Annotated in this window: 25 protein-coding genes, 1 tRNA gene and 2 pseudogenes; 15 read left to right on the plus strand and 13 right to left on the minus strand. The window is 54.6% G+C overall.

What is annotated here, in order from left to right; all coding sequences use genetic code 11:
• Positions 1-6: 6 nt before the first annotated feature.
• Both ftsZ and M3090_RS03900 read left to right on the plus strand, forming a co-directional pair.
• Positions 7-1,296: a cell division protein FtsZ gene (gene ftsZ, locus M3090_RS03895; RefSeq protein ID WP_249054083.1), complete on the plus strand. Its 1,290-nt coding sequence runs from the start codon at positions 7-9 to the stop codon at positions 1,294-1,296.
• A 26-nt stretch (positions 1,297-1,322) separates the two neighbouring features.
• Positions 1,323-1,772 (plus strand): GatB/YqeY domain-containing protein, encoded by a 450-nt coding sequence (locus M3090_RS03900; protein WP_249054084.1) that lies wholly within the window; start codon positions 1,323-1,325, stop codon positions 1,770-1,772.
• An 86-nt stretch (positions 1,773-1,858) separates the two neighbouring features.
• On the opposite strand, the gene recO is transcribed toward M3090_RS03900, so the two are convergent.
• A complete protein-coding gene (gene recO / locus M3090_RS03905) occupies positions 1,859-2,590 on the minus strand; it encodes a DNA repair protein RecO (RefSeq protein WP_249054085.1) in 732 nt (243 codons plus the stop codon).
• 370 nt (positions 2,591-2,960) lie between these two features.
• Here recO and M3090_RS03910 point away from each other — a divergent pair.
• The 6 genes from M3090_RS03910 to M3090_RS03935 all read left to right on the plus strand — a co-directional run bounded on the left by M3090_RS03910 (position 2,961) and on the right by M3090_RS03935 (position 7,720).
• Positions 2,961-3,032, plus strand: a tRNA-Glu gene (locus M3090_RS03910).
• Positions 3,033-3,074: 42 nt separating this feature from the next.
• Entirely contained in the window at positions 3,075-3,329 is a 255-nt protein-coding gene (rpsT, locus tag M3090_RS03915; RefSeq protein ID WP_249054086.1) for a 30S ribosomal protein S20, read from the plus strand.
• Positions 3,330-3,529: 200 nt separating this feature from the next.
• A complete protein-coding gene (gene gyrB, locus M3090_RS03920) occupies positions 3,530-5,503 on the plus strand; it encodes a DNA topoisomerase (ATP-hydrolyzing) subunit B (protein WP_249054087.1) in 1,974 nt (657 codons plus the stop codon).
• A gap of 204 nt (positions 5,504-5,707) precedes the next feature.
• Positions 5,708-6,613 (plus strand): helix-turn-helix transcriptional regulator, encoded by a 906-nt coding sequence (locus M3090_RS03925; RefSeq protein WP_249054088.1) that lies wholly within the window; start codon positions 5,708-5,710, stop codon positions 6,611-6,613.
• 25 nt (positions 6,614-6,638) lie between these two features.
• The gene (locus tag M3090_RS03930) at positions 6,639-6,971 is read left to right on the plus strand and encodes a hypothetical protein (protein WP_249054089.1); all 333 of its coding nucleotides are present in this window, start codon (positions 6,639-6,641) and stop codon (positions 6,969-6,971) included.
• A 50-nt stretch (positions 6,972-7,021) separates the two neighbouring features.
• Positions 7,022-7,720, plus strand: a complete 699-nt coding sequence (locus tag M3090_RS03935) for a restriction endonuclease (RefSeq protein ID WP_249054090.1) — start codon at positions 7,022-7,024, stop codon at positions 7,718-7,720.
• An 84-nt stretch (positions 7,721-7,804) separates the two neighbouring features.
• On the opposite strand, the gene M3090_RS03940 is transcribed toward M3090_RS03935, so the two are convergent.
• A complete protein-coding gene (locus tag M3090_RS03940) occupies positions 7,805-11,059 on the minus strand; it encodes a S41 family peptidase (protein ID WP_249054091.1) in 3,255 nt (1,084 codons plus the stop codon).
• 534 nt (positions 11,060-11,593) lie between these two features.
• Between M3090_RS03940 and M3090_RS03945 the strand changes: the two genes are divergently transcribed.
• From M3090_RS03945 to M3090_RS03955, 3 genes are read left to right on the plus strand one after another with little or no spacing between them, the layout of a single operon-like run.
• Positions 11,594-12,436 carry an alpha/beta hydrolase gene (locus M3090_RS03945; RefSeq protein WP_249054092.1) on the plus strand — a complete coding sequence of 281 codons (843 nt, stop codon included), beginning with the start codon at positions 11,594-11,596 and terminating at the stop codon, positions 12,434-12,436.
• Positions 12,433-12,912 carry an RNA polymerase sigma factor gene (locus M3090_RS03950; RefSeq protein WP_249054093.1) on the plus strand — a complete coding sequence of 160 codons (480 nt, stop codon included), beginning with the start codon at positions 12,433-12,435 and terminating at the stop codon, positions 12,910-12,912. The genes M3090_RS03945 and M3090_RS03950 overlap by 4 nt, the downstream gene beginning before the upstream one ends.
• Complete coding sequence (locus M3090_RS03955) at positions 12,899-13,489, plus strand: hypothetical protein (protein ID WP_087335215.1); 591 nt, start codon at positions 12,899-12,901, stop codon at positions 13,487-13,489. Before M3090_RS03950 ends, M3090_RS03955 begins: the two co-directional genes overlap by 14 nt.
• Before the next feature lie 90 nt (positions 13,490-13,579).
• Here the strand turns inward: M3090_RS03955 and M3090_RS03960 are convergent, their stop codons facing one another.
• From M3090_RS03960 to gpmI, 5 genes and pseudogenes are all read right to left on the minus strand, one after another.
• Positions 13,580-13,978, minus strand: a complete 399-nt coding sequence (locus M3090_RS03960; RefSeq protein WP_249054192.1) for a copper resistance protein NlpE N-terminal domain-containing protein — start codon at positions 13,976-13,978, stop codon at positions 13,580-13,582.
• Positions 13,967-14,575, minus strand: a pseudogene (locus tag M3090_RS03965) (hypothetical protein); the annotation flags it as partial. The pseudogene M3090_RS03965 and the gene M3090_RS03960, both read right to left, overlap by 12 nt.
• A gap of 91 nt (positions 14,576-14,666) precedes the next feature.
• The gene (locus M3090_RS03970) at positions 14,667-15,248 is read right to left on the minus strand and encodes a DUF3109 family protein (RefSeq protein ID WP_249054094.1); all 582 of its coding nucleotides are present in this window, start codon (positions 15,246-15,248) and stop codon (positions 14,667-14,669) included.
• A gap of 266 nt (positions 15,249-15,514) precedes the next feature.
• Positions 15,515-15,718 (minus strand): annotated as a pseudogene (locus tag M3090_RS03975) (four helix bundle protein); the annotation flags it as partial.
• A 119-nt stretch (positions 15,719-15,837) separates the two neighbouring features.
• The gene (gene gpmI / locus M3090_RS03980) at positions 15,838-17,358 is read right to left on the minus strand and encodes a 2,3-bisphosphoglycerate-independent phosphoglycerate mutase (protein WP_249054095.1); all 1,521 of its coding nucleotides are present in this window, start codon (positions 17,356-17,358) and stop codon (positions 15,838-15,840) included.
• Positions 17,359-17,755: 397 nt separating this feature from the next.
• Here gpmI and M3090_RS03985 point away from each other — a divergent pair, with 397 nt between their 5' ends.
• Entirely contained in the window at positions 17,756-18,682 is a 927-nt protein-coding gene (locus M3090_RS03985; RefSeq protein ID WP_249054096.1) for a magnesium transporter CorA family protein, read from the plus strand.
• Here the strand turns inward: M3090_RS03985 and M3090_RS03990 are convergent, their stop codons facing one another.
• On the minus strand, positions 18,683-19,288 hold the full coding sequence (locus M3090_RS03990) for a ribonuclease HII (protein ID WP_249054193.1): 606 nt from the start codon (positions 19,286-19,288) through the stop codon (positions 18,683-18,685).
• 104 nt (positions 19,289-19,392) lie between these two features.
• Positions 19,393-19,776 carry a lipocalin family protein gene (locus M3090_RS03995; protein ID WP_249054097.1) on the minus strand — a complete coding sequence of 128 codons (384 nt, stop codon included), beginning with the start codon at positions 19,774-19,776 and terminating at the stop codon, positions 19,393-19,395.
• 311 nt (positions 19,777-20,087) lie between these two features.
• Between M3090_RS03995 and M3090_RS04000 the strand changes: the two genes are divergently transcribed.
• Both M3090_RS04000 and M3090_RS04005 read left to right on the plus strand, forming a co-directional pair.
• Complete coding sequence (locus M3090_RS04000; RefSeq protein WP_249054098.1) at positions 20,088-20,375, plus strand: LysO family transporter; 288 nt, start codon at positions 20,088-20,090, stop codon at positions 20,373-20,375.
• Entirely contained in the window at positions 20,365-20,967 is a 603-nt protein-coding gene (locus M3090_RS04005) for a lysine exporter LysO family protein (protein ID WP_249054099.1), read from the plus strand. Before M3090_RS04000 ends, M3090_RS04005 begins: the two co-directional genes overlap by 11 nt.
• 121 nt (positions 20,968-21,088) lie before the next feature.
• On the opposite strand, the gene M3090_RS04010 is transcribed toward M3090_RS04005, so the two are convergent.
• Positions 21,089-21,802, minus strand: coding sequence for a YgjP-like metallopeptidase domain-containing protein (locus M3090_RS04010; RefSeq protein WP_249054100.1), 714 nt, complete (start codon positions 21,800-21,802; stop codon positions 21,089-21,091).
• A gap of 238 nt (positions 21,803-22,040) precedes the next feature.
• Here M3090_RS04010 and M3090_RS04015 point away from each other — a divergent pair, with 238 nt between their 5' ends.
• Positions 22,041-22,883, plus strand: coding sequence for a head GIN domain-containing protein (locus tag M3090_RS04015; protein WP_249054101.1), 843 nt, complete (start codon positions 22,041-22,043; stop codon positions 22,881-22,883).
• A 222-nt stretch (positions 22,884-23,105) separates the two neighbouring features.
• Here M3090_RS04015 and M3090_RS04020 read toward each other — a convergent pair whose 3' ends face one another.
• The 3 genes from M3090_RS04020 to argB form a co-directional block, all read right to left on the minus strand.
• Positions 23,106-23,603, minus strand: coding sequence for a hypothetical protein (locus M3090_RS04020; protein WP_249054102.1), 498 nt, complete (start codon positions 23,601-23,603; stop codon positions 23,106-23,108).
• Positions 23,593-24,102 (minus strand): RNA polymerase sigma factor, encoded by a 510-nt coding sequence (locus M3090_RS04025; protein ID WP_249054103.1) that lies wholly within the window; start codon positions 24,100-24,102, stop codon positions 23,593-23,595. Before M3090_RS04025 ends, M3090_RS04020 begins: the two co-directional genes overlap by 11 nt.
• Positions 24,103-24,170: 68 nt before the next feature.
• Positions 24,171-24,953 (minus strand): acetylglutamate kinase, encoded by a 783-nt coding sequence (gene argB / locus M3090_RS04030; protein ID WP_249054104.1) that lies wholly within the window; start codon positions 24,951-24,953, stop codon positions 24,171-24,173.
• Positions 24,954-24,968: the final 15 nt, after the last annotated feature.

Consider the following 24,968-nt stretch of genomic DNA (forward strand, 5'->3'; position numbering starts at 1 on the left):
AACAATATGGACGACAGAGTACAATTCGACTTCCCAACCGACTCACCAAAGATCATTAAAGTCATCGGCGTAGGAGGAGGCGGCGGCAACGCCGTCAACCACATGTACCGCGAGGGCATCCATGAAGTGACATTCGTGGTGTGCAACACGGACCGCAAGGCACTGGAAGAATCGCCCGTGCCCGTCAAACTGCAACTGGGGCACGAAGGCCTCGGAGCCGGCAACCGCCCCAGCAAGGCCAAAGAAGCCACCGAAGAAAGCATCGAAGAAGTGAAGGAGATGCTGAACGACGGCACGAAGATGGTGTTCATCACCGCCGGCATGGGCGGAGGCACCGGCACCGGAGCCGCCCCCACCATCGCCCGCATCACCAAAGAGATGGACATACTGACGGTGGGCATCGTCACCATACCGTTCCGCTGGGAAGGGGACAAGAAGATTGACCAGGCCCTGGACGGGGTGGAGGAAATCAGCAAGAACGTGGACGCCCTCTTGGTCATCAACAACGAAAAGCTCGGGGAAATCTATCCCGACCTCTCCGTGAAGAACGCCTTCGCCAAGGCCAACGACACCTTGCTGGTGGCTGCCAAGAGCATCGCCGAAATCATCACCATGCGCGGCATCATTAACCTGGACTTCAACGACGTCAAGACGGTCATGAAGGACGGAGGCGTGGCCATCATGAGCACGGGGTACGGCGAGGGAGAGAACCGCGTAAGCAAGGCCATCGAGAACGCCAAGCACTCGCCGCTGCTGAATAACAACGACATCTTCAACTCCCAAAAGGTACTGCTCAACATTGCCTACAGCCCCGACCACGAACTGATGATGAGCGAAATGGACGAGGTGAAAGACTTCATGAACCAGTTCAACCGCGACTTCGAAACCAAGTTCGGCATGGCCGAAGACCCAGCACTGGGAGAACAGGTGAAAATCACTCTGCTGGCCACCGGATTCGGCATCCAGGACATCCACATGAAAGAGATGGACGACCGACTGGAGCAACGGAGCCTGGAGGAACAGAAAAGAGAAGCCGAACTGGCCGCACGACGGGATGACTACTACGGCAAGGACGCCCACGGCAAATACCGTCCCGGACGCCACCGCCAAATATACCTCTTCAACCCCGAAGACTTGGACAACGACGACCTCGTGGGCATGGTGGAAAACTCACCCACTTACCGCCGCACGAAGATTGCCTTGAACAACATCCGCGCCAAGGCCGAGCAAGACATGCAGCAAGCCGAAGCCGCCACGCCCTCGGCGGGAGGAGAAGAGGGACTCATTGTATTTTAATTTCTTTATTCTTCATTCAACAGATCATGGATTTATTTGACAAAGTCAGCGAAGACATTAAAAGCGCCATGAAGGCCAAGGACAAAGTGGCCCTCGAAACTCTGAGAAACATCAAGAAAGTATTCCTGGAAGCAAAGACGGCTCCCGGAGCAAACGACACTCTGAGCGATGCCGACGCCCTGAAGCTCATACAGAAGCTGTCCAAACAGGGCAAGGACGCCGCCGCCATCTACGTGCAGCAGGGCCGCCAAGACCTGGCCGACGAAGAGCTGGCCCAGGTGAAAGTGATGGAACGCTACCTGCCCCAACAGATGACGCCCGAAGAGCTGGAAGCCGCCCTGCGCGACATCATCGCCCAGACGGGAGCCACGAGCGGCAAGGACATGGGCAAGGTGATGGGCGTGGCCACCAAGCAGTTGGCCGGACGTGCCGAAGGGCGCGCCATCTCCGCCAAGGTGAAAGAGCTGCTGGGCTGATGCCCGGAGACGGACGCTAAAAGAGACATCCCCACGAAAGAGCCTGAACAGAGGTTCTTCCGTGGGGATGTTTTTTCAGACGGGATTCAGTCGAACAGCTCCTTCAGCACCTCCGGCGACTTGAGCACAGGGAAAGCGGGCACATGCAGACGGTAGTAAGACAGGATGACTTCCAGGCAGCGCGCCCGCTCGGCACGGCTCAGGCGGAAGAAGCGCATGGTATCGTAGTTCATGCGCATCAGTCGGGCCAGATGGCTCGCCTCGGCCGGCGGCAGGCAGTCGGCGTGGGCAGAAGGGCGCACGGGTGTGAAGCAGGCCGCCCGCAAATCGAAATAATCGCCCGCGCGATAGTGCTCCAGGTTGGGATAAAGCCCCAGGAAACGTGACAGACGCATCAGGAAGACCAGGTGGAAATTGGAGAAATCGGCCTCGCACGCATCGAGCCACAGCAACGAATGTCGCAGGTAGGCAAACAAAGGGCGGTTCTCGGCCTCCTCGCGCAAGGCGTGATAAAGGAACTCGGCCAGAAACAGGGCGATGGCCGCCTTGCGGGGGTCGAACGGCAACGACGAGAAAGGATGCAACAGCTTCACGTCCTTCAGCCGGTGCACCGACGCCGTGGGGCGGAAGTCAGCCTCCATCTCCAGCAAAGCCAATGGCTGCAACAAAGCCCCCCGCGCACCCGACTTGCGCCCCCGTTGCGGCACAGACACCGCAAACGACGTCCGCCCTCCCGACTCCGTGTACACGGTAGCCATCACGCCCGTATCCTTATACTTCACCGTGCGCAGCACAATGCCGCATGTCTTTTGCCACATAACCGTATCCTTTCGTTTTTCAGCAGGCAAAGCTACAAAAAATAACAGGCATTCGCACGACAGACGGTGCAGAAAGATGCCGCATCGTCCCGTCGGCCCCACACCGAAACAGAGGCATGCCTCTTCCGAACACAAGCCACGGCTTTTCCGAGCACCAGCCGCGCCTCCGGTCCGGAAGAAGCAAGTGCCTGATAATAAAGCCCCCTTCAGCCCTCCCAAACACCCCGTTCCCCACATCCCATCCGTGAAAAAACAGCATCCGACAGAAAAATTTCTTCCGAATGTTTTGCCAATTCAAAAATAGTATCTATCTTTGCACCCGCAAACGAAGGAAAACAGGTTTGCACGAACCGAAAGGTTCCCAAAGGCCGGCCCCTTCGTCTATCGGTTAGGACGCAAGATTTTCATTCTTGAAAGGGGGGTTCGATTCCCCCAGGGGCTACAAAAAACATAAAAGGTAAACGAAATTAAAAGATTAGTCGAGATGGCAAATCACAAATCATCACTGAAAAGAATCAGACAAGAAGAGAAGAGAAAGCTTCACAACAGATACTATGCAAAGACCATGCGTAACGCTGTGAGGAAACTCCGCGCAACAAGCGAGAAGGATGCGGCTGTTGCCATGTATCCGGGCGTAGCCAAGATGTTGGACAAGTTAGCCAAGAAGAACGTTATCCACCGGAACAAGGCTAACAACCTGAAATCGAAGCTGGCTCTGCACATCAACAAGCTGGCGTAAGCAAAGAGCTGTACAACTACATAATAAATAGCAGGTTGGACTCCATACAGAGGGTTCAACCTTTTTTTGTTCCCCCTCAGCGTCCTTTGCCTCTCCAAGCCCCGAAAGCCAGTCAGAAAAGGAATTTATAACACCCTTTCACGCGGTTATTCCGGAGATTTTCACTACTTTTGCCTGTTATTTGGAAAATAGGTTTTAGTATGACAGCAGAAGAAAAGATAATGGGCGAGAACAACTACTCGGCCAGCAACATCCAGGTGCTCGAAGGCCTGGAGGCCGTGCGCAAACGTCCCGCCATGTATATCGGCGACATCAGTGAAAACGGCCTGCACCACCTGGTCTACGAAGTGGTGGACAACTCCATCGACGAAGCCATGGCAGGCTATTGCGACCACATCGAAGTAACCATCAACGCCGACAACTCCATCACCGTCCAGGACAACGGCCGAGGCATCCCCGTCGACTTCCATGAGAAGGAAAAGAAATCGGCCCTGGAAGTCGTCATGACCGTGCTGCACGCAGGCGGCAAGTTCGACAAAGGCTCCTACAAAGTGTCCGGCGGATTGCACGGCGTGGGCGTATCGTGCGTCAACGCACTTTCTACCCACATGACCACGCAAGTCTTTCGCAACGGTAAAATCTACCAACAGGAATACGCCTGCGGCAAACCCCTTTACCCCGTCAAGGAAGTAGGGACGTGCGAACCCGGCCAGACGGGCACCAAGCAGACTTTCTGGCCCGACGGCAGCATCTTCACCGTCACCGAATACAAATTCAGCACGCTCGAAAACCGTCTCCGTGAACTGGCTTACCTGAACAAAGGCATACGCATCACCCTGACGGACATGCGGCAAACGGACGACGAAGGAAACCCCGTGACCGAACAGTTCCATTCGGAAGAAGGAGTGAAAGAATTTGTACGCTACCTGAACAGCAACAACACGCCGCTGTTCAACGACGTCATCTACCTGAACACCGAAAAAGCCGGCGTCCCCATTGAATGTGCCATCATGTATAACACGGGCTACCGCGAAAACCTTCACTCTTACGTCAACAACATCAACACCAAAGAAGGCGGCACACACGAGGCAGGCTTCCGCGCCGCACTGACCCGCGTGCTGAAGAAGTATGCCGACGACAACTGCGCCAAAGCCTTGGAGAAAGCCAAAGTAGAAATCAGCGGCGAAGACTTCCGCGAAGGGCTGATTGCCGTCATCTCCGTCAAAGTAGCTGAACCCCAGTTCGAAGGGCAGACCAAAACCAAACTGGGCAACAACGAAGTGAGCGGCGCCGTCAACCAAGCCGTGGGCGAAGCTCTGACCAACTACTTGGAAGAGCATCCGAAAGAGGCTAAACTCATCGTAGACAAAGTATTGCTGGCAGCCACCGCACGCGTAGCCGCCCGCAAAGCCCGCGAATCGGTACAACGCAAGTCGCCCATGAGCGGAGGCGGACTGCCCGGCAAACTGGCCGACTGCTCCAGCAAAGACCCGGACGAATGTGAACTGTTCCTGGTCGAAGGAGACTCGGCAGGCGGCTCGGCCAAGCAAGGCAGAAACCGCATGTTCCAAGCCATCCTGCCCCTGCGCGGTAAGATACTGAACGTTGAAAAAGCCATGTGGCACAAAGCTTTCGAAAGCGACGAAGTGAACAACATCATACAGGCCCTCGGCATCCGCTTTGGCGTGAACGGAGATGAAAGCAAAGAAGCCAACATCGACAAGCTGCGCTACAAGAAGATTATTATCATGACCGATGCCGACGTCGATGGCTCACACATCGACACACTCATCATGACGCTGTTCTTCCGCTACTTCCCGCAACTCATCGAACAAGGATACCTGTACATCGCCACCCCGCCGCTCTACCGTTGCACCAAAGGAAAAGTCTCGGAATACTGCTGGAACGACCAGCAACGCCAACGCTTCATTGACACCTATGGCGGAGGCTCGGAAAATGCCATCCACACGCAACGCTATAAAGGTCTGGGTGAAATGAATCCCCAACAATTGTGGGAAACAACCATGGACCCCGAAAACCGTATGCTAAAGCAGGTAACTATCGAGAACGCTGCCGCTACAGACTATATCTTCTCCATGCTGATGGGCGAAGATGTAGGCCCGCGCCGCGAGTTCATCGAAAAGAACGCCACCTACGCCAACATCGACGCTTAAACATAAAATAAACAGGGGAACTATATTTCTTCACTCACATCTTACAAACTTATACGCCGGACGGAAAGTTCCCCCCGCCCGGCGTTTTTTCACCCCAGACCCATTATCCCGGGATTATACCTTGTCTTTTTATCTTCAAACGACACGTTTTGTCGTCCGCTCCCCTTATCTTTGCGAAAAAGTATAACGAAAAACACTATACCTATGGGCAAACGATTGGAAGGCCTGCAACGGATGCTGGTCATCGTCAATAAACTGAAAGAAAGCCGTTCCTATATCCCCGTGGAAGAACTGGAGCGCTATGTCACTCTCCGCATGGAGGAGCGGGGCTATACGGGTGTCAACCTGCGCACCCTGCAACGCGACCTGCAAGGCATCGCCTCCCTGTTCGGCATCCGGATAAAGCACGAACACGGGGGCTACCACATTGTTGAAGAAGACGAACTGGAGTGGAACCGCTACGAAGAGCTCTTGCTGAACTTCGACCTGCTGAACGCCCTGGAGGGCGACAGCACGCTGGCTTCATACGTCCTGCCTGAGCATCACCGCCCGCTGCACAGCGAATGGCTGGCCGCGCTAATCGGTGCCATCAAACACTCGCATCCCGTCACATTCCAATACACGCTGGTGCGGCACGATGACCGGCTGGTGGAAAAGAAAGTCCTACCGCACTTCCTGAAGGAGTCCAACCAACGCTGGTATCTCCTGGCCTACGAGGACAACACGCTAAAAACCTTTGGCGTGGACCGTATCCGCGACCTGCATGTGCTGGACAACGAGCATTTCCGGCGCAACACTTCGATAGACATACAGGCCCTCTTCCGCGATTGCTACGGCATCTGGGACCAGGCAGACATCCCCGTCGAAGATATCGAACTGCGTTACGATGCCTTGGACGGTAAATTCCTCAAATCCGTCCCCCTGCACCATTCGCAAGTGGTACTGGCCGACACGCCCGAAGAGTTCCGCATCGCCCTGCACCTGCGCATCACCAACGATTTCGTAATGGAACTGCTCTCGCGCAGCCGCTCACTGGAAGTCATCCGTCCCCAGCACCTGCGCGAACGGATACGTAACATTTACGAAGCGGCTTTGCAAAGAAATTCCTAATGCACCAGTTAAACCGATACCAACCATGACTACCAAAATCAAAAAGTTTCTAGGCTATTCCATCGTTGCCGCAGTACTCATCGGATTGGGCAAGCAATGCCGCCGCGAGATACCGACAGACAGTGTTAATTTTCCACCGGAAGTTTCCTCTTCGCGCAGTGCCCCTCTTCGCCAAGGGAAAGCATCGCCTTGTCCCCGGCAAGGTTCGTCCCCGCCTTCCTACACAGAATCCGACCTCTGGAACCGTCCCAACATGACTATGGATGGCGACGAAGGCATCAATCCCGCGGACGCCGAACCAACGGAGTACGACCTGATGCAAGAGGACCCGGATTTGTATGACTTCATAGCAGACTAAAAATAAGATTGAATGATTTCAATATGATTAATCATAAAAAGCGTTTAGATATGACCCCAAGAGAATATGAAGAATACGTTGGAAATTATTTTAAAGAACAAGGATATAAGATTGAGTTGACCCCTCAAAGCGGAGATTACGGAATTGATGTATTTGCTTACAAAGAGCATGAAAAGATAGCTATTCAAGCCAAAATGTATGGCAATTCTACAAGAAAAGTAAACCGGCAAATGATTATGGAGCTACAGGGTGCCAAAGAATACTTCGACTGTACAAAGGCTATTTTAGCGACTGATGGTGAGGTAATGCCTGATGCAAAAGAAGTCGCATCGAAATTGGGCATTGAGATATTGATAATTCAAGCCCACACAGATATACCCAAGCCCCAAGTCCGAACTGTCAATACCCAGAAAGAAGAACTCTTAGAAGAATACAGTTTTGATAATATCTGGGAAAAGTACATTTTTCCATTAAAAGGGAAAACACTACATAACTCCCGAGGAATCAACCAAATTACTGACGTTGATTGGAGTGGAATAAGCAGAATTACTTCTAAAGGAAATGACGGACGAATTAATATAGAGACTTTCAAAATGGCAATTAACAAATTGCTTACAGAAAAAGTAGTCACCAGAGATTACATCAATCAAAACTCTAAACGGGTATCTTCTGGAGTTATATTAATCCTGTCACAAGTACCCTTCTTTAAGCTTGAGGAAAAACCGTTAAGATTGATTTTTACCAAATAAACAATAAAAATTTACCTATAAAGAAAGGGATTGTCAGTCTGAATCAAAAGATAGAAACTTGCAATCCCTTTCTTTCAGTTCAGATCACTCTACCCCCAAATCCTTCATCGTCCGTGCCGCAGGCACACCCGGCAGCGGCTTGCGGTCCTTCAGTTGTTCGAGGGCCACTTCGATGGCTTTCTCCAACTGCTGGTCTACGCCGGATTGCTCCTGGATGGGGTCATTGTCGATGAGGATGTCCGGGTCAACGCCGTGGTTCTCCACAATCCACTGGCCGGTCTTGGCGTCGTAGTTGGTAAAGAAAGGTACGCGGATGTCCGTACCGTCCATGTAGGGCAGGGAGCCGCTGATGCCCACGATGCCGCCCCACGTGCGGGTACCGATGACCGTGCCCAACTTGTTGGCCTTGAAGCTCCAGGGGAAGAGGTCGCCATCCGAAGCCGAATACTTGTTGATAAGCAAAATCTTCGGACCGTATTGCGTGGCATCGGGGATGGTGCCGGTCTTGGTGGAGACGCGCGACATGGTCATGCGGTAAGGCTTGCGGAGCAGACGCTCGATAATCATGGGCGATACGTTGCCGCCGCCATTGGCGCGGTCGTCGATGATGAGGGCTTCCTTGTCGAGCTGCGGATAGAAGTAGCGGGCAAACTCGTTCAGGCCTTCCGGTCCCATGTCGGGGATGTAGATGTAGCCCACACGGCCATCGGTAGCTTCTTCCACACGGCGCAGGTTCTTCTGCACCCAGTTGTAGTGATAAAGCGGATATTCGTTGTCCGTGGGTTCCACCACCACTTTGCGGGCACCGTCGGCGGAGGCTTTGGTATTGACGGAAAGTTCGGTCAGCACGCCCGCCTTGCCGATGAGCAACTGGTAGATGTTCTTCACGGAGGCAGTAGATATGCCGTCGATGGCGGTGATGTAGTCGCCTTCCTTGATCTCCATGCCCGGCTCGGTAAGGGGCGAACGGAGTTTCTCGCTATACGGTGCGCCGGGCAGAATCTTGTCGATGCGATAGAAGCCCGACTTTTCGTCGCGGCTCAGCTCGGCGCCCAGCAGACCCATGTCGATACGTTCGGGCTTGGCATATTCGCCGGGATTGACGTAGGCATGTCCGCAAGCCAGTTCGGCAATCATCGCACCGATGATGTAGTTCAGGTCGAGACGCGTCTTGACATAAGGCAACAGCACAGCATACTTCTCCTTGATGGCTTTCCAATCCACGCCGTGCATGTTCTCCACATAGAAGCCGTCGCGGTAGGCACGCCAAGCCTCGTCGAAGATTTGCGCCCATTCCTGCTCGTAGTCTATCGGGGCTACCATGTCGCTCAAGTCTACCTTATCGTCCAATGTTACCTTGCGCGTAGAGAGTTCGCCCACGTAAAGAGAATTGCCGCGCATGTAGAGTGCCTTCTTGCTGCCGCAGACGGGTGCCAGGGCAGCACCTTCTGCCACCAGCTCGTCTTTCTGCTCCTTCAGGCTGAAAGCGTGCGTGCCACCATCGCCGTAGTACCACACCGTCTGCCCGTCGCTATACAGGTTCCAGTAATTGCCTGCCCGGAGGGGCAGCTTGACGATACGTCCCTCGATGCCTTCGGGGTCAATCTGCACCGTCTTGTCCTCGGCTTTCGTGTCTTTTTTCTTCTCGTTCTTGGCGGGGGCAGGTTTCTCTTCCTCCTTGCCGCTGTTCACCGCCTCATCTGCGGGCAGGAAGGGCGAGGGCGTATCGTCCGCCAGCATGGCCAGGTAGATGCCGCCCATACGGGTATAGACGTGGTTCCACTCCAGACGTCCGTAGATGGGATTGAAGTCTCGGTCGGACTCAAAGACCAGATACTGGCCGTCGGTACTGAAGACAGGCGACGAGGAGTTGTACCACTTCTCCGTCACGGGATATTCTTTCTTCTCCACCAGGTTATACACATATACCACGGAGAAGTCGTTCTTGGCGGGCTTGGTGTAAGTAATCCAACGGCTGTCGGGCGAGAAAGCCACGCCGTAGAATTCCTGTTCGAGGTTCTGCATCACCACGGTCTTCTGCTTCGAAGCCACGTCTACAGTGACGATGCGGTTCTTGCGGTCGGTGTAGAGCACGGTCTTGCTATCGGGACTCCACAGAAGGCTGCGGATGTAGGTATCATTGCCCGTAGTCAGCTGGACGGGGTCGCCTCCCTCGGCAGGTTGCAGGTAGATTTCCGTTTCGCCCGTGCGATCGGAGATGTAAGCAATGTACTTGCCGTCGGGACTCCAGTCGGCTCCGCGCTCGTTGGCGCCGGGCGTGCGGGTGATGTTGCGCGTCACTCCCTTCGTGGCAGGCACGTCGAACACCTCGCCGCGGGCCGTCACAGCCAGGCGTTTGCCGTCGGCAGAGAGTCCGGCAGCCGTCACATAGTCCGCCACGTGCTTCTGCTCGGTGCGGGCGTAGACATTCTCCGCATGAAGCGTGATGTGAATCTGCTCGGCGCGGCGCGTCTGCGGGTCGAAGCGGTAGAGATAACCGCCGTGCTCGTAGACAATCTGCCGCCCGTCGGTGCTGGGAAACTTGATGTCGTAGTCCGTATAGTCGGTCACCTTCTCCGTCTGCCCGTTAGCGGTGTGGTAGACAAAGAGGTTCATCGTCTTGTCGCGGTCGGAGATGAAGTAGATGTCCTCGCCAATCCACATCGGGCAGATGTCCTGCGCCACATTGTTGGTCAGGTTCTCCACTTTCTTGGCCGCAGGGTCGTACAGCCAGATGTCGTCGGCCATGCCGCCGCGGTAGTACTTCCAGTTGCGGAACTCGCGGAACACGCGGTTGTAGGCCATGCGCTTACCATTGTCCGGCGAGAAGCTGCAAAATCCGCCCTCGGGCAAAGGCAGGGCATGGGACATGCCACCGGAAAGCGGCGCCACCCACAGCCGTCCGTCGAAACCGTCGCTGATGCGGTTACGATAGACCACTCCCTCACCGTCCGGCGTCCAGGTCATCACGATGTTGTTCGGCCCCATGCGGTCGCCCACGTCGTCGCGCGCATTAGTCGCCGTGTAGGTCAGTCGCCGGGGTTCGCCGCCCTCGGCAGGAATGACGTAGACTTCGCGGTTGCCATCGTATTCGCCGGTGAAAGCAATGGTCTTGCCGTCGGGCGAGAAACGCGGAAAGATTTCATAACCCACGTGCGACGTCAGCCGCCGCGCTTCGCCACCCGTCAAAGGTGCCGTGTAGAGGTCGCCGGCATAACTGAACACCACGTCCGTCCCGTTCGTTGCAGGGAAGCGGAGCAGACGTGCCTCGTCGCCGTCGGCCTTGGCTCCTGCCGCCACGCTGAGGGCGAGCAGGGAGAAAAGGAATTGCTTCTTCATATTGCTTCTGTATGTTTTTTGATTAAACCACCACAAAGTTAAGACGAAAAAATCGAAATCCGGTGCCGTGCCACCTGCTTTTTCCTGCCTGTCTGTACGTTTTGCAGCAGTAAGAGAGGGTCGTGGCAGTAGCTTGAGTCGTGCTTTGTCCTGCAATAATTTTATAAAGAAGGCTGTTTTATCATATATAACAGGCTTCTTTATGCCATATAACAGCCTGTTTTATGGCATTAAACAGGCTTCCTTCAAATGCTAAAGTAAAGGGAAAGGCACCTCTTGGCAGAAGATAAAGCTGCTCATAGACTTGACAGGATGACATTATGCAGTCCAACGTAAATCCTCGATGTATTCTAAATAAAATTCATACCTTTGCTGGTAGTCCGCATCGTTGGCAAGACGAATGGCGATAATCAGAACAACCGGACATATTGTGGAGTATGAGATAGCTGGAAATGCAAAGACAAAAAGAACGCCGTCGGTTGTAACATTTCCACCGATTCTTTATCTAAAGGGCAAAGACAAAAAGAGAAAACAATGAAACAGCTTATCTTTGTATGGTTGCTCCTCTGCATGGGGACAGCCACTTATGCCCAGGCCTATCCCTTCGCCGTCAAGACATACGGCACGGGAACACAAGCCCTCGTCTTTATTCCCGGCTTTGCCTGCTCCGGCGAAGTATGGCAGGAAACAGTCACTGCTTTACAAGACCGCTACACGTGCTACGTACTTACCATGCCCGGCTTTGCCGGTGTGCCGCCCGAGACCTCTCCTTCGTTTGAAGGGTGGAAGAAACAAATCATCCATTTCATCCGTGACAGGCAGCTCCGCAAGCCTTACCTCGTGGGGCACAGCATGGGCGGAGGACTGGCTTTGGCCATAGCCGCCGATTGTCCCAACCTGTTGCAAGGCGTAGTGGTGGTAGATGCCTTGCCCTGCCTGGCAGCCCTGTACCGCCCCGATTTCCAGCCTTCGCTAGAGGAACAGACCCAAGCCTGCAACAGCCTGCTGCAACAACTCAACGCGATGAGCGACGAGCAATTCATCCGCCAACAACGCCTCAGCGCCGCTACCTTGTGCGAAGATTCCACCCGACAGGAAGCATTAGTGCGCTGGAGCACAGCTTCGGATAAACGAACCTTCGCACAGTTGTATGCCGACTATGCAAACACAGACCTAAGACTCCGGCTGTCTGCCATCCACGTACCGGTACTTGTATTGCTGGAACCTTCATTCCGCCGGGTTGAACCGCTGGTGCGCGAACAGTTTGCCGGACTGCCCGATGTCCGGCTGGAATATGCCTCGCAGGGCCTGCACTTCCTGATGTTCGATGCGCGGGATTGGTTCCTGCAGCAGCTTACCGCCTTTATACACCCATGAAGATGGATTTCGACGAGATATACAAACGCTATTGGGACAAGGTGTACCGCCTCTGCATGGGTTACTTCAATCGTCCCGCCCTGGCGCAAGACCTAACGCAAGATACTTTCGTGCAGGTATGGAAGCACCTCTCCTCCTTCCGGCAACAGGCAGACGTCGGCACATGGATTTTCCGCATCGCCACCAACATCTGCCTGCGCCAGTCCCAACTGCAACAACGCATGCCTACCACAGAACTGACTACCGAAATTGAGGAAAAAGAAACGGTGGAAACCGACCACCGTGTCCACCTGTTGTATCAATCCATCTCCCAACTGCCGGAAATAGACCGTCTGCTCATTTCCCTTTATCTGGAAGAAGTGAAACAGGCGGAAATTGCTCAAATCACCGGCCTATCCGAAACCAATGTGCGTGTCCGTATCCACCGCATCAAATCGGCCTTGGCCCAACAAATGAAGAAATATGAGACAGAATAACGATACCGACCTACAGGCGCTCTGGAGCAAGCAGACCGTCCCTTCTGCTAATCTGCAGAACATCCGACAGGAAATCAGATGTTTTCGCCGCCGCCAAATCGCCTTTTACCTGATAACAGGACTGCTGATGTTGCTCACCATAGGCTTTGCCCTCTTCATCGCTTTCTATTTCCGTCCCCGCCTGACAAGCACTTACATCGGGCTGGCACTGGGCGGTAGCGCTTTTCTGCTGGCACTATTCTCTGCCGGAAGGAGTGCACGCCTATATCACAGGCTAAACGATACTTGCCCCAACACGCAATACCTGCAAGCTCTGTCATCCCTCCGGAAGCAGGAGTATTTTCACCGTCACACGATGCTGACCGCGTACTTCGTTCTTCTGTCCCTGGGTCTGTGCCTATATATGTATGAATACACCTTTGCCCGCTCCTGGCCAACTGGCATAGCAGCATACGTCGGTCTGGCCGGATGGATTGCTCTCAACTGGTTCTACTTCCGTCCGCGCATTTTGCGAAAGGACAAACAGCGGCTGGAACAGTTCATCGGCCGAAACAAGGAACTGAGACAGCAATTGTAAATTCCCTATGTCACTTCGTTGAAATAAACCTATCAGCGTTAACCGCATAATCCATGTGTTCCGCGCAGTATGAAGCAAGATACGATGAGCTTATTCCGTGCGCTTCAAGCTGTAATTCAGTTGGGAATCGTTCTTCTCGAAATCCTTGTTCAACAGCGTCAGCGTCTGGTCGTCCTCACGCAGAAAGTTAAACACGTCTTTCTCCTTGCCGTCCACCAGCAGTTGCCAGACGGTGGCATCGGCGTCGGAGGAAGTGCCGCGCAGGGTCAGCCGCCGCCCGGTATAGGAGAAAGTGACATCTTTGCCGTCTTCTGCCTCCAAGTAAGTCATTTGCAATTGGAAGGTGCCGTCACCGCTGTGCTCGCGATGACGGAGCGTAAGCGCATAACGGATGCCCGGACAATCGGCTGCCGGAAGAAGTCCTTCGTAGTGAAGCTCCTGCCAGGCACCCAGATGGGCGTCATTATCCGCTTGGGGTTGGCTGAAGATAAGCTTCCCGCGGCGGCTGATGGTCCATACACCGTCGGTGTAGCGCAGGTTCTTGGTATCGTCGTCTTCCACGTTCCACACGTGTCCGCCGGAGGGCAAGGTGCGGCGATCCAACACCTCGCTTCCCTCCGATTCGCTGCCGAACAGTTCGGCTTTCAGCGAGTCAGGGCTGAAGACCACGTACATCACCTCCCCGCTCCCGTCGACTGCTTCCGTACGAATACCGTCTTCGAACAGGCGGATGCAGTCCTTACGCACTTCGCTCCACGTATAACCCGCCGAACCTATGCAGCCGTGCTCGTCGCGGTCGGCACCGACCAATGCCGCAGGATGTAGCACTAACTTCACGGCTTCCATGCCCGGCTGGTACTTGCCGGAATATGACACTTCCAGCGTATCGCCCAGCCGCAAGCCTTGTGCTTCCGTCCGGTCGGCATTCATGGTGCTGAAAGACAATGTATCTCCTCCGTCTACACTGACCACGGTCACCGTATTCATTGTTGCATCCGTCAAGATGCCCTTGACATTTCCCTTTCCGGCGGAACCGGCACAGCCGGCCAATAGGATGCCGCCCATCATCCAAAACAAACTCTTCATAACATTTCGTGTTTAGTCCGACCCAAAAATAAGACAAAAAAGAAAGACAATCAACAGGAAGCCCGATAAAGAACAAAAAGCCCGATAAAGGCTACAGCAACTTTTGCTTTTTCAGTTCTTCCACCGCCGTCTCCAACTCAGCATACCAATCGGCTCCAAACTTGCGGATGAGCGGTTCCTTCAAGAACTTATAGACAGGCAGGTTCTCTTTCTGCCCCAACAGCATGGCCGCCTTGCAGACGTCCCAGCGGTGGTAATTGACGCCCTTGAACTCGCCGAAGTCCTTCACCCGTATGGGATAAAGATGGCAGGAAACGGGTTTGAGAAAGTCGGTCTTACCCTCGCGGCAAGCCTTCTCGATGGCACAATAGCAGCAACCCCGGTCGTCATAACAGGTGAACACACAGTCCTTGCCATTGACGATGGATGTCACCAGGTCGCCTTCCCGGTCCACGTAGGCCACGCCCTGCTTGTCGATAATAGCCCGCGCCTCGGGCGACAATTCATCCCAAATGAGAGGCAGGACTTCTTCAATCTTTTCTATCTCTTCCAGTTCCAGGGGAGCACCGGCATCACCCTCGATGCAGCAGGCACCGCGACAGGCGGACAAATCACACAGGAACTTCTCTTTCAGTACGTCGAAACTGACGACAACGTCTCCAATCTGTAACACTTCTTAAATTGAGAATTGAGAATTAAAAATTAAACGCACGAAACTATCTGCCCAAGTTATTCTTCATTGATTTAACGATACTCACCAATAAGTAGCCCGGCATAATTAGTTTATACTATAATGGAGAATGAAGCATCTGTCATTCTGAGCGAAGCCCGTAGGGCGTAGCCGAAGAATCTCACTACATGCACTGCCCAAGAAGATTGTGTCCTTCGGGAGATGTTTCGACTTCGCTGCGCTCCGCTCAACATGACAGATACACATCCTATATTCATCTTATTCAAAAAATCGGCTTTGCTTTGGGCATGATGGGCTTCTGCCACCAATGCACCAATAGCCGTCCCGCTACGAAGCATCTGCTTGGAAAGGACATACTCTTGTTGAGAATTGCATAAAAAACGATATGCGTTCACTACGCGAATAGCGAACGCATACGTTTTAACACGGATAACATTATCCCTGTCCACCATTTCTTAAATTGAGAATTGAGAATCGAAAAATAGAATGTCCACGCTTTCTTGATATAAGAATAGAGAATTGAGAAATCAAGAGCAGTTCTGCGCTGCCATTATCTCTCAATTCTCAATTTTCAATCCTTAATTAAGTCCTTGCCCGTCATGTCAGCCGGCTGTGCCAGACCCATGATGTGCAGGATAGACGGAGCCACGTCGGCCAATACGCCGTTCTCTACCTTGGCGTCCTTGTTCGCAGTCACGTAAACGAAAGGCACGGGGTTGAGCGAGTGAGCCGTGTTGGGCGTACCGTCTTCGTTGATGGCGTGGTCGGCATTGCCATGGTCGGCGATGATGATGACCTCGTAGTCATTAGCCTTGGCAGCCTCTACGGTGTCGCGCACGCAGTTGTCGATGGCAACCACGGCCTTCTCGATAGCTTCGTAAACGCCCGTATGGCCCACCATGTCGCCGTTGGCGTAGTTCACCACGATGAAATCATACTGCTGCGTGTTGATAGCCTCCACCAGCTTGTCCTTCACCTCGTAAGCGCTCATCTCCGGCTTCAGGTCGTAGGTAGCTACCTTGGGAGAGGGCACCAGGATGCGGTCTTCGCCTTCAAACGGAGCCTCGCGTCCGCCGTTGAAGAAGAAGGTCACGTGCGCATATTTCTCTGTCTCGGCGATGTGCAACTGTTTCTTGCCCTGCTTGCTGAGGTATTCGCCCAGTGTGTCGGCCACGTTCTCCTTGTCGAAGATGATGTGCACGCCCTTGAACGAAGCATCGTACGGCGTCATGCAGTAGTATTGCAAGCCGGGGATGGTCTTCATGCCTTCCTCGGGCATATCCTGCTGGGTCAGTACCACGGTCAGTTCCTTGGCGCGGTCGTTGCGGTAGTTGAAGAAGATGACCACGTCGCCTTCCTTGATGGTGCCGTCGAAAGCGCAGTTGTTGATAGGTTTGATGAACTCGTCCGTCACGCCCTCGTCGTAGGATTCCTGCATGGCTTTCACCATGTCGTCAGCCTGCTTGCCCTGACCATTCACCAGCAGTTCGTAAGCCTCCTTGATGCGTCCCCAGCGCTTGTCGCGGTCCATGGCATAAAAGCGGCCCACGATGCTGGCAATGCGTCCGGCACTCTGTGCGCAGTGGTCGGTCAACTGCTGGATGAAGCCCTTGCCGCTCTTGGGGTCGGTATCACGGCCGTCCATGAAGCAGTGGATGAAGGTGCGTTCGCCGATGCCATATTCCTTGGCAATGTCGCAGAGCTTGAAGAGGTGGTCCAGCGAAGAGTGTACGCCACCGTTGGAGGTCAGGCCCATGAAGTGGATGTTTTTGCCGTGCTCCTTGGCGTAAGAGAAGGCAGAGACAATTTCCTTGTTCTTCAAGATGCTGCCGTCGGCACAGGCGCGGTTGATCTTCACCAAGTCCTGGTAAACGATGCGTCCGGCGCCGATATTGAGGTGTCCCACTTCGGAGTTACCCATCTGTCCGTCGGGCAGACCCACATTCTCACCGCTGGCCTGGAGCTGTGAGTGCGGATAGTTGGCCAACAGGCTGTCCCAGTAAGGAGTGGGGGTTACATAGATTACATCGTCTTTCTGGCGGTCGCCAATGCCCCAACCGTCCAGAATCATTAAAAGAGCTTTCTTAGCCATAGTATGTAAAAATTTAAATTGAACTTTTGCCTTTATGCGGCACAAAGTTACAAAAATCCCGGCGGGTAGCAACGGCACAGAGGCATAAAAGAACTGAAAATGTGGAAAGAGGCAAGGAGGGCACCAGACGCAGGCATCCGGAGGAAGCCCCGAAATGGCCTCCAGAGGCTCTGTGGAGCGGCTTCAGAAAGGTATATTACCTTTCGTAGAAGCCTTTGGGGGAGATGCCGGCCAAGGTCATGATTTGTCAGGAAAACGGTCAAAAGATTTGCCCTGCCGGATGCCGACCGGAAGACCGGAAAGACATCACCCGAAGGATGAACGGGGAGAACCGCCTTACCGTACCAAGATTTTTCCTACCTTTGCCGTACCGAACCCTACTAAATGACCTGTAACGATGAGAAAATACCTCTTCAGCGAGAACGGCTTCGTCGAACGGCCGGAATGGGCGCCCAACTGCTGGGTGAACGTGGAGTGCCCGGACAACAACGACTTCGACTTCCTGACCCAACAGCTACGGGTGCCCGAGGCTTTCCTGACAGACATTGCCGACGTGGACGAACGCCCTCGCACCGACACCGAGGGCAACTGGCTGCTGACCATCCTGCGCATACCCATGCAGAACGACAAGCCGGACATCCCGTTCGTCACCGTACCCATCGGCATCATCACCAACGACGACGTCATCATCTCCGTCTGCTACCACCGCACGGAGATGATGAGCGACTTCGTGGCACACACCCAGCGCAAGGGCATCGCCGTGAACAACAAGCTCGACCTCATCCTGCGCATCATTTACTCCTCGGCCGTATGGTTCCTGAAATACCTGAAACAGATTAACAACGTCGTCACCGAGGCGGAAAAGGAACTGGAGCGGAGCATCCGCAACGAAGACCTGCTGCGGCTGATGAAACTGCAAAAGTCGCTGGTCTACTTCGATACAAGCATCCGCGGCAACGAAGTAATGATTGGCCGCCTGAAAAACATCTTCCAAGACACAGACTACCTGGACATGGGCCTGCTGGACGACGTGCTTATCGAACTGAAACAGGCCGTAAACACGGTGAACATCTACAGCGACATCCTGACTGGCACGATGGACGCCTTTGCCTCCATCATCTCGAACAACGTGAACGCCATCATGAAACGCATGACCAGCCTGAGCATCACGCTGATGATTCCCACACTCATCGCCAGCTTCTACGGCATGAACGTGGACGTGCACATCGAGCACATGCCCTACGCCTTCGCGCTCATCGTGGTCGTATCGGTGCTGCTGTCGGCGGGCACCTTTGTGCTGTTCCGCAAAATCAAGTGGTTCTGATTACTCAAACTTCAGTTCCAGTTGTCCATCGCCCAACAGATTGAACGAACGGCGATGGTAAGGCGTCGTGCCATGCAGGGCGATGGCGGCACGGTGCTCGCGGGTGGGATAGCCCTTGTTGCGGTCCCAGCCATAGTCGGGATACTCGGCATGGAGGCGCAGCATGTAGTCATCACGATAGGTCTTGGCCAAGACAGAGGCGGCAGCAATCGAAAGATACTTGCCGTCGCCCTTGACCACGGTGGTATGAGGTATGCCGGGATAAGGGCGGAAACGGTTGCCGTCGATAAGCAGGTGCTGCGGGCGGACTTTCAGCGCATCCACAGCGCGGTGCATGGCCAGAAAGGAGGCGTTGAGAATGTTGATTTCGTCTATCTCCTGTGGCGAAACCACCCCCACGGCCCAGGCCAAGGCTTCGCGCTGGATGACAGGGCGCAGGTCGTAGCGTTGCCGTTCGGTCAGTTGCTTGGAGTCATTCAGCAGTTCGTTTCGGAAGTCCGGAGGCAGAATGACGGCAGCAGCATAGACGGCGCCCGCCAGACAGCCTCGGCCGGCCTCGTCGCAGCCGGCTTCTATCAAATCTTCGTGTAAATAGGGCAATAGCATGGTGCAAAGTAAACGGATTTTCCGGACATACGCTTCACGAAGTCCGAAAAATCCGTAGAAAAACTCTCTCAAAAAAATGATTGTCTCCGAAAAAAGCCAGTGCTTTATTCCACACGGTGGAAGATGGTACGGTCGAAGTACTCGCCATATTCGTCGCGGCCGGATACTTCCAATATCAATTCCGTCGAAGTCAGAGAAGCCACCGTAAATGCCCCGGAGGCTTCCGTCCCGTTTACAATCAGGCGATTGCCCGACGCGTTCCAGGTGCCGTTGTCACCGTCGAAGTAAACTGTGCCGTCTTCAAAAAACTCGGCATATTCGCCGTAGACAGGTTCTTCGTAAGGAATGCGTTCTCCATCGGGCGTGTAATAGTACCCTTCGTAACTCACCAGTTCCCAGCGGCCTATCAGCAGCCTGGTATCAAAGCCTTCTTCGTCGTCGCTGCACGACACGAACCCTGCGCTAAGTGCCAGCAGACATACCAGCATGGATCAAACTCTCAATGTTTTCATGTTCTTTTGTTTTTCGAACCCGCGGTTCCTGCGGGCAGTTAACCATTCAAACAAGAAATGCAAGAACCGACAGGACAATAAGCATCCCGCTGCAAATCTCCCCTAACAACAGACAAATTTAGAAAAAACGATAAGAAATGCCAAAAAGGGTTTCATACACATTTGCACCAAAACAAACGGACGATGCACCAAGCACGCGAAAAAAAGGACTAAGTGGATGAAAAAAATTCGGGACGTAATGCCTATTTTTGCAACCGCTTATGTAAGAACCGTTCTATAAGAGAAATATGTTCACCGTCATCTCACTCATGCTGGCCGGCATTGCGGCCGGATTCTTGCTGCGCCGCCACCGGCTGGGGGCCGTGCGGCGTCTTGTCACCGTGCTCATCTGGCTGCTGCTCTTCCTGCTGGGCGTCGAGGTAGGGGGCAACGAGCGCATCGTCCGCGGCCTGCACACGCTGGGGCTGGAGGCACTGGCCATCGCCACGGCGGCCACGCTGGGCAGCGTACTGGCGGCCTGGGGATTGTGGCGATGGGCCAACCGCAGAAAGGAGGGTGCTGGCCATGAAGGGTAGCCTCATCATCGTGGGATTTTTCGCACTGGGCGTGGCGTGCGGACTGGGCCAGGTCTTCCCCATCGACCCGGCGCAGACGGATGTCAGCTTCTACGCCCTCTGTGCGCTGATGTTCTGCGTGGGCTTGGGGCTGGGCAGCGACCCGCAGACGTTGCGCAACTTCCGCTCACTCAGTCCGCGGCTGATGCTCCTGCCGCTGGGCACCGTCGCAGGCACGCTGGCGGGTGCGGCCGCAGTCAGCCTGATGCTGGCCCACCGCTCGGCGGGCGACTGCCTGGCCGTGGGCGCGGGCTTTGGCTACTACTCGCTGTCCAGCATCTTCATCACGGAATACAAGGGGGCGGAACTGGGCACGGTGGCACTCCTGGCCAACATCATCCGCGAACTGCTGACGCTGCTGCTCGCCCCGCTGCTGGCCCGGTGGTTCGGTCCGCTGGCACCCATCTCGGCCGGGGGGGCCACGACGATGGACACGACGCTGCCTGTCATCACGCAGGCATCGGGCCAGCGCTTCGTCATCGTCTCCATCTACCACGGCTTTCTGGTCGATTTCAGCGTGCCCTTCCTCGTCACGCTATTCTGCAGCCTCTGAGACGAGATACCACTTTTCCACCCCCGGAACCGCTCTTCCAGACCGCCACGCTTCTGCCGGACAACAGCGATGCTTCCGACGGACAAGAGCCGCGTCCCGTCCGGGCCATAGCCCAGCCTCATCAGAACGTGCAGCGATGCTTCCCCAGCTCGTCGCGCAAGGCATGTGCCCGTCCGCCCGTCAGCGTGTCCAACAAATCCCAGAAACGCGGCCCGTGATTCATCTCGCGCGTGTGCGCCAGCTCGTGCAACAACACGTAATCTATCAGCGGCAACGGCAGCAGCAAGAGATGGAGCGACAGATTGATATCGCCCCGCGCCGAACAACTGCCCCATCGCCCGGTGCTGGAATTTATCTTCACTGAACGAAACGTCAGTCCATGCGCACGGGCCAGCATCTCCAGCCGCACGGGCAACACCTCCTTCGCCCGCCGGCGCATGGCCTCGGTGATGACCCGGCGCAACCACGCCTGCCGCGAAGCATCGCCCCAATCGGTCTGCGCAGGATAGAACAGTCTCACCCCGCCATCAGGCTCACGACGCAGCACGAAACGCGTCCCCGTCCCCTCGGCCAGCGACAGCCGGAAACACGGGGCATCGATGCGAAAGTCCGGCCCGATGGCCACCGGACGAAAAGCCGCCGACAGCATCCTGCGCAAGCGCGGGCGCAAGCCCTCGACAGCACGCTTCAACTCCTCCGTCCCCACACCAAGCGGAATGGTCACCCACAACTCCCGCTCCTTGGCACGAAACGTCAGGCGGCGCGCCCGGGCATTGACGCGGATATGAAAACGCCCCAGCTCAGGGTCTTCGTATATATATTCCAACTGGCTCATCGGCTGCAAAAAAACGAATAAACCGCGACATCGACAAGAAAAAAACGCACATTCCGAACACTGAAAACGGACGGCTTGTCCGATTCCGGACACTCGATAAAAAGCAAAGCACCTCATTATCACACGATTAACAGTTTGGCACAAATCTTGATACAAAAAAAAGTGAGACGCACGTGCAACTTTCTCCAACCGCCCTGCGTCTAACAGACAAAAGGAACACCCATTAACAAATAAGACAATGAAAGCAAAAACAATCCTCGGCAGCCTGCTCATCCTCTTGGCAAGCTGCCAGACAAGCGCCCAAGGATGGTTCGGACAAGAGACCATCAAAGAAAGCAAAAACTACGTGACGAAGGAAATCAACGTGAAAGACTTCACGCGCATCAGCCTCGCGGGAAGCCCCACCGTCACCTACACCCAACGGGACGGCAAGCCGGAAGTCGTCGTCTACACCTCCGACAACATCGCCGAAGCGCTGGACATCCACGTCAGCGAAAATACCCTGTACATCGGCTTCAAGAAAAACCTCCGCGTCTCCTACAAGAAGCTGGACATCCGCGTCTCCTCGCCCCGGCTGAATGCCGTCAACATCGCCGGATCGGGCGAAGTGCACATAGCCGACGGCCTCCAGACCGACGACCTGCAACTGAGCCTCGCCGGCTCGGGAGACCTAACCGGACAAGGCATCCGGTGCAACCAACTGAAGACCTCCGTAGCCGGGTCGGGCGACCTGCACCTGACGGACATCCGCTGCGTACAGACCACAGCCTTCGTGGCCGGTTCGGGCGACCTCTCGCTGAAAGGCCTCCTTTGCCAATCCGTCGGAGCCTCCGTAGCCGGTAGCGGCGACCTCGTGCTGAACGGCACCGCCGACCAGGCCAACTACCACGTATCCGGCTCGGGAGACCTCTCCGCCTCGAAGCTCAAGGCCCAACAGGTAGAAGCCTCGGTGGCCGGCAGCGGCGACATCACCTGCCACGCCACGGACCTCCTGAAAGCCAACATCTCAGGCAGTGGCGAGATAGGCTACGCCGGGAGCCCGCGCTTAGAGGTCCCCAAGAAAGGCATCTACAAACTCTGACCATTCTCTCTTAACAACAGCCCCCGCTCCTCTCCGGCGATGGAAAGGCGGGGGCACAAAATGACAAAAGGGACGCTGCTCACGCGGCATCCCTTTTATGTTAGTTTTTTCATAAGATTTTGAGAGAGAATTGAAACTTCACAGCCTCAATCATCCTAATAAAGCACACTAACTATATTTAAAGCAAATGAAAATGTTATATGAAACGCAAACGAAAAAGCGTCAATGCTCATTAATGGATTCCAGCGGCTTCTCCATGCCCTTCTTCAGACTGTCCATTTTCTGCTTCTCCATCGCCACGTCAGGCACCTCGCCCGACAAGGCCACGGACGGAGCCGAAATCTGCCGCCCGATGGTATCGCTCACCGCCACCTCCGGCACACTGCCGAAGAAAGAACGTTGCACCACACCACCCAATCCTATCACTATGGCCACCACAGCCACAGCCTTCAGCAATGGGAAGAAACGTGCGGACATCGTGACACGCCGTGCTTTCACCACCGGCATCTTCACCCGGCTCAACAACCGGGCATCGAAATCCTCACCCAAACTCTCCTGCTGCAAGCCTTCAACATACGTGAACCACTCCTTGCTGCGGCGCAACCTTTCAGGTACCTCACCATCGGCAAAGAACGCCCGCAACTGCGCTTCCTCCTCCAACGAAGTTTCGCCCAGCCAGTAACGCTGCAACAGGTCCTCTATATGTTTGTCAAAGTCCATAGCTATCTATATCAATAAACTGTTGTTTCACTTTCTGCCGCGCCCTGAACAGATTCACCTTCACTTGCTCTTCGCTGATGTTCAAGATTTCGGCAATCTCCTTATAGCTCTTCTCCTCGACATCCCTCAACTGCAACACCGTGCGCTGTTTCTCGGGAAGACGGGCTATCAGACGATGCAATAGCTGCAACCTCTCTTTTCCGACCAGACGTTCATGCGGACTCGAAGCATCAGGCATTTGCTCCGTTTCGGGCGTCAGCTCCACATTCCGCGCTTCCATCCGTTCACTCCGGTCAATAGCCAAATTCCGCGCCACTGTCAGGCAATAAGCCTCTACGGACGAGAATTGCGGCCATTCATCACGCTTGCTCCACACCCGAATCAACGTCTCCTGCACAATGTCCTCCGCCTCAGCCCTGTCGAACGTGATCCGCAAAGCCAACCGAAAGAGCTTGTCTTTCAACGGCAGGATGTCACGACGGAAATCGAGTGTTTGCATCTCTAAAAGATTGACGGTTGAAAAAGCGAAAAGTTACAGGCTGCCTCGCGGTTTTCACATTTATTTAATTATTGACAGATACGTGTCCCGCTACCGCTCCCCAGAGCAGAAGCCGACGTAATAATCACCTGGCTCACACCCGCCCTTAATGCCTCGAACGAGTTCTCCAGTTTGGGAATCATGCCTCCTTGTATGACGCCTTCGGCCACATAAGCCTGGAAATCACCCGGAGTAAGAACAGGAATGACACTTTCGTCGTCGTTCTCGTCACGCAACACGCCTTTCTTCTCAAAGCAGAATACCAACGTGACATCAAACAGCGCAGCCAGCCCCTTGGCAGTCTCTCCGGCGATTGTATCGGCATTGGTATTGAGTATATGCCCCTCCCCGTCATGGGTCAAAGGAGCCATGACAGGCACAATGCCCTGAGCGATAAGGCTGCCCAATCTGGCAGCATCCACTTGCCGCACATCACCCACAAAGCCATAGTCCACACCCTCTTTCACCGGCCTTTTGACAGAACGGATTACGTCCATATCTGCCCCCGTCAGCCCCAAGGCATTGACGCCCCGTGCTTGCAGACCGGCCACAATGTTCTTGTTCACCAAACCACCATAGACCATGGTGACTACCTGCAACATATCGGCATCAGTGATGCGACGCCCATTCAGCATCCGGCTCTCGATGCCCAAACGGGTAGCCAATTTCGTGGCCGAACGCCCGCCGCCGTGCACCAGCACTTTGTGGCCTTCGATTGCTGCAAAATCGTCCAACAACTGATGCAGGGTATTTTCCTCTTCTACGATTTTACCCCCCACCTTAATCACCGTAAGTTTCTCTTTCTGTGCCATCGCTTGTGTGTCGTG

This window comes from Bacteroides sp. ET71, from assembly GCF_023336905.1.
Lineage (GTDB): Bacteria > Bacteroidota > Bacteroidia > Bacteroidales > Bacteroidaceae > Bacteroides.

Coding starts and splice junctions, on each gene's coding strand:
- ftsZ (WP_249054083.1), top strand. CDS start 7: ATGGACGACAGAGTACAATTCGACTTCCCAACCGACTCACCAAAGATC.
- M3090_RS03900 (WP_249054084.1), top strand. CDS start 1,323: ATGGATTTATTTGACAAAGTCAGCGAAGACATTAAAAGCGCCATGAAG.
- recO (WP_249054085.1), bottom strand. CDS start 2,590: ATGTGGCAAAAGACATGCGGCATTGTGCTGCGCACGGTGAAGTATAAG.
- rpsT (WP_249054086.1), top strand. CDS start 3,075: ATGGCAAATCACAAATCATCACTGAAAAGAATCAGACAAGAAGAGAAG.
- gyrB (WP_249054087.1), top strand. CDS start 3,530: ATGACAGCAGAAGAAAAGATAATGGGCGAGAACAACTACTCGGCCAGC.
- M3090_RS03925 (WP_249054088.1), top strand. CDS start 5,708: ATGGGCAAACGATTGGAAGGCCTGCAACGGATGCTGGTCATCGTCAAT.
- M3090_RS03930 (WP_249054089.1), top strand. CDS start 6,639: ATGACTACCAAAATCAAAAAGTTTCTAGGCTATTCCATCGTTGCCGCA.
- M3090_RS03935 (WP_249054090.1), top strand. CDS start 7,022: ATGACCCCAAGAGAATATGAAGAATACGTTGGAAATTATTTTAAAGAA.
- M3090_RS03940 (WP_249054091.1), bottom strand. CDS start 11,059: ATGAAGAAGCAATTCCTTTTCTCCCTGCTCGCCCTCAGCGTGGCGGCA.
- M3090_RS03945 (WP_249054092.1), top strand. CDS start 11,594: ATGAAACAGCTTATCTTTGTATGGTTGCTCCTCTGCATGGGGACAGCC.
- M3090_RS03950 (WP_249054093.1), top strand. CDS start 12,433: ATGAAGATGGATTTCGACGAGATATACAAACGCTATTGGGACAAGGTG.
- M3090_RS03955 (WP_087335215.1), top strand. CDS start 12,899: ATGAGACAGAATAACGATACCGACCTACAGGCGCTCTGGAGCAAGCAG.
- gpmI (WP_249054095.1), bottom strand. CDS start 17,358: ATGGCTAAGAAAGCTCTTTTAATGATTCTGGACGGTTGGGGCATTGGC.
- M3090_RS03985 (WP_249054096.1), top strand. CDS start 17,756: ATGAGAAAATACCTCTTCAGCGAGAACGGCTTCGTCGAACGGCCGGAA.
- M3090_RS03990 (WP_249054193.1), bottom strand. CDS start 19,288: ATGCTATTGCCCTATTTACACGAAGATTTGATAGAAGCCGGCTGCGAC.
- M3090_RS03995 (WP_249054097.1), bottom strand. CDS start 19,776: ATGCTGGTATGTCTGCTGGCACTTAGCGCAGGGTTCGTGTCGTGCAGC.
- M3090_RS04000 (WP_249054098.1), top strand. CDS start 20,088: ATGTTCACCGTCATCTCACTCATGCTGGCCGGCATTGCGGCCGGATTC.
- M3090_RS04005 (WP_249054099.1), top strand. CDS start 20,365: ATGAAGGGTAGCCTCATCATCGTGGGATTTTTCGCACTGGGCGTGGCG.
- M3090_RS04010 (WP_249054100.1), bottom strand. CDS start 21,802: ATGAGCCAGTTGGAATATATATACGAAGACCCTGAGCTGGGGCGTTTT.
- M3090_RS04015 (WP_249054101.1), top strand. CDS start 22,041: ATGAAAGCAAAAACAATCCTCGGCAGCCTGCTCATCCTCTTGGCAAGC.
- M3090_RS04020 (WP_249054102.1), bottom strand. CDS start 23,603: ATGGACTTTGACAAACATATAGAGGACCTGTTGCAGCGTTACTGGCTG.
- M3090_RS04025 (WP_249054103.1), bottom strand. CDS start 24,102: ATGCAAACACTCGATTTCCGTCGTGACATCCTGCCGTTGAAAGACAAG.
- argB (WP_249054104.1), bottom strand. CDS start 24,953: ATGGCACAGAAAGAGAAACTTACGGTGATTAAGGTGGGGGGTAAAATC.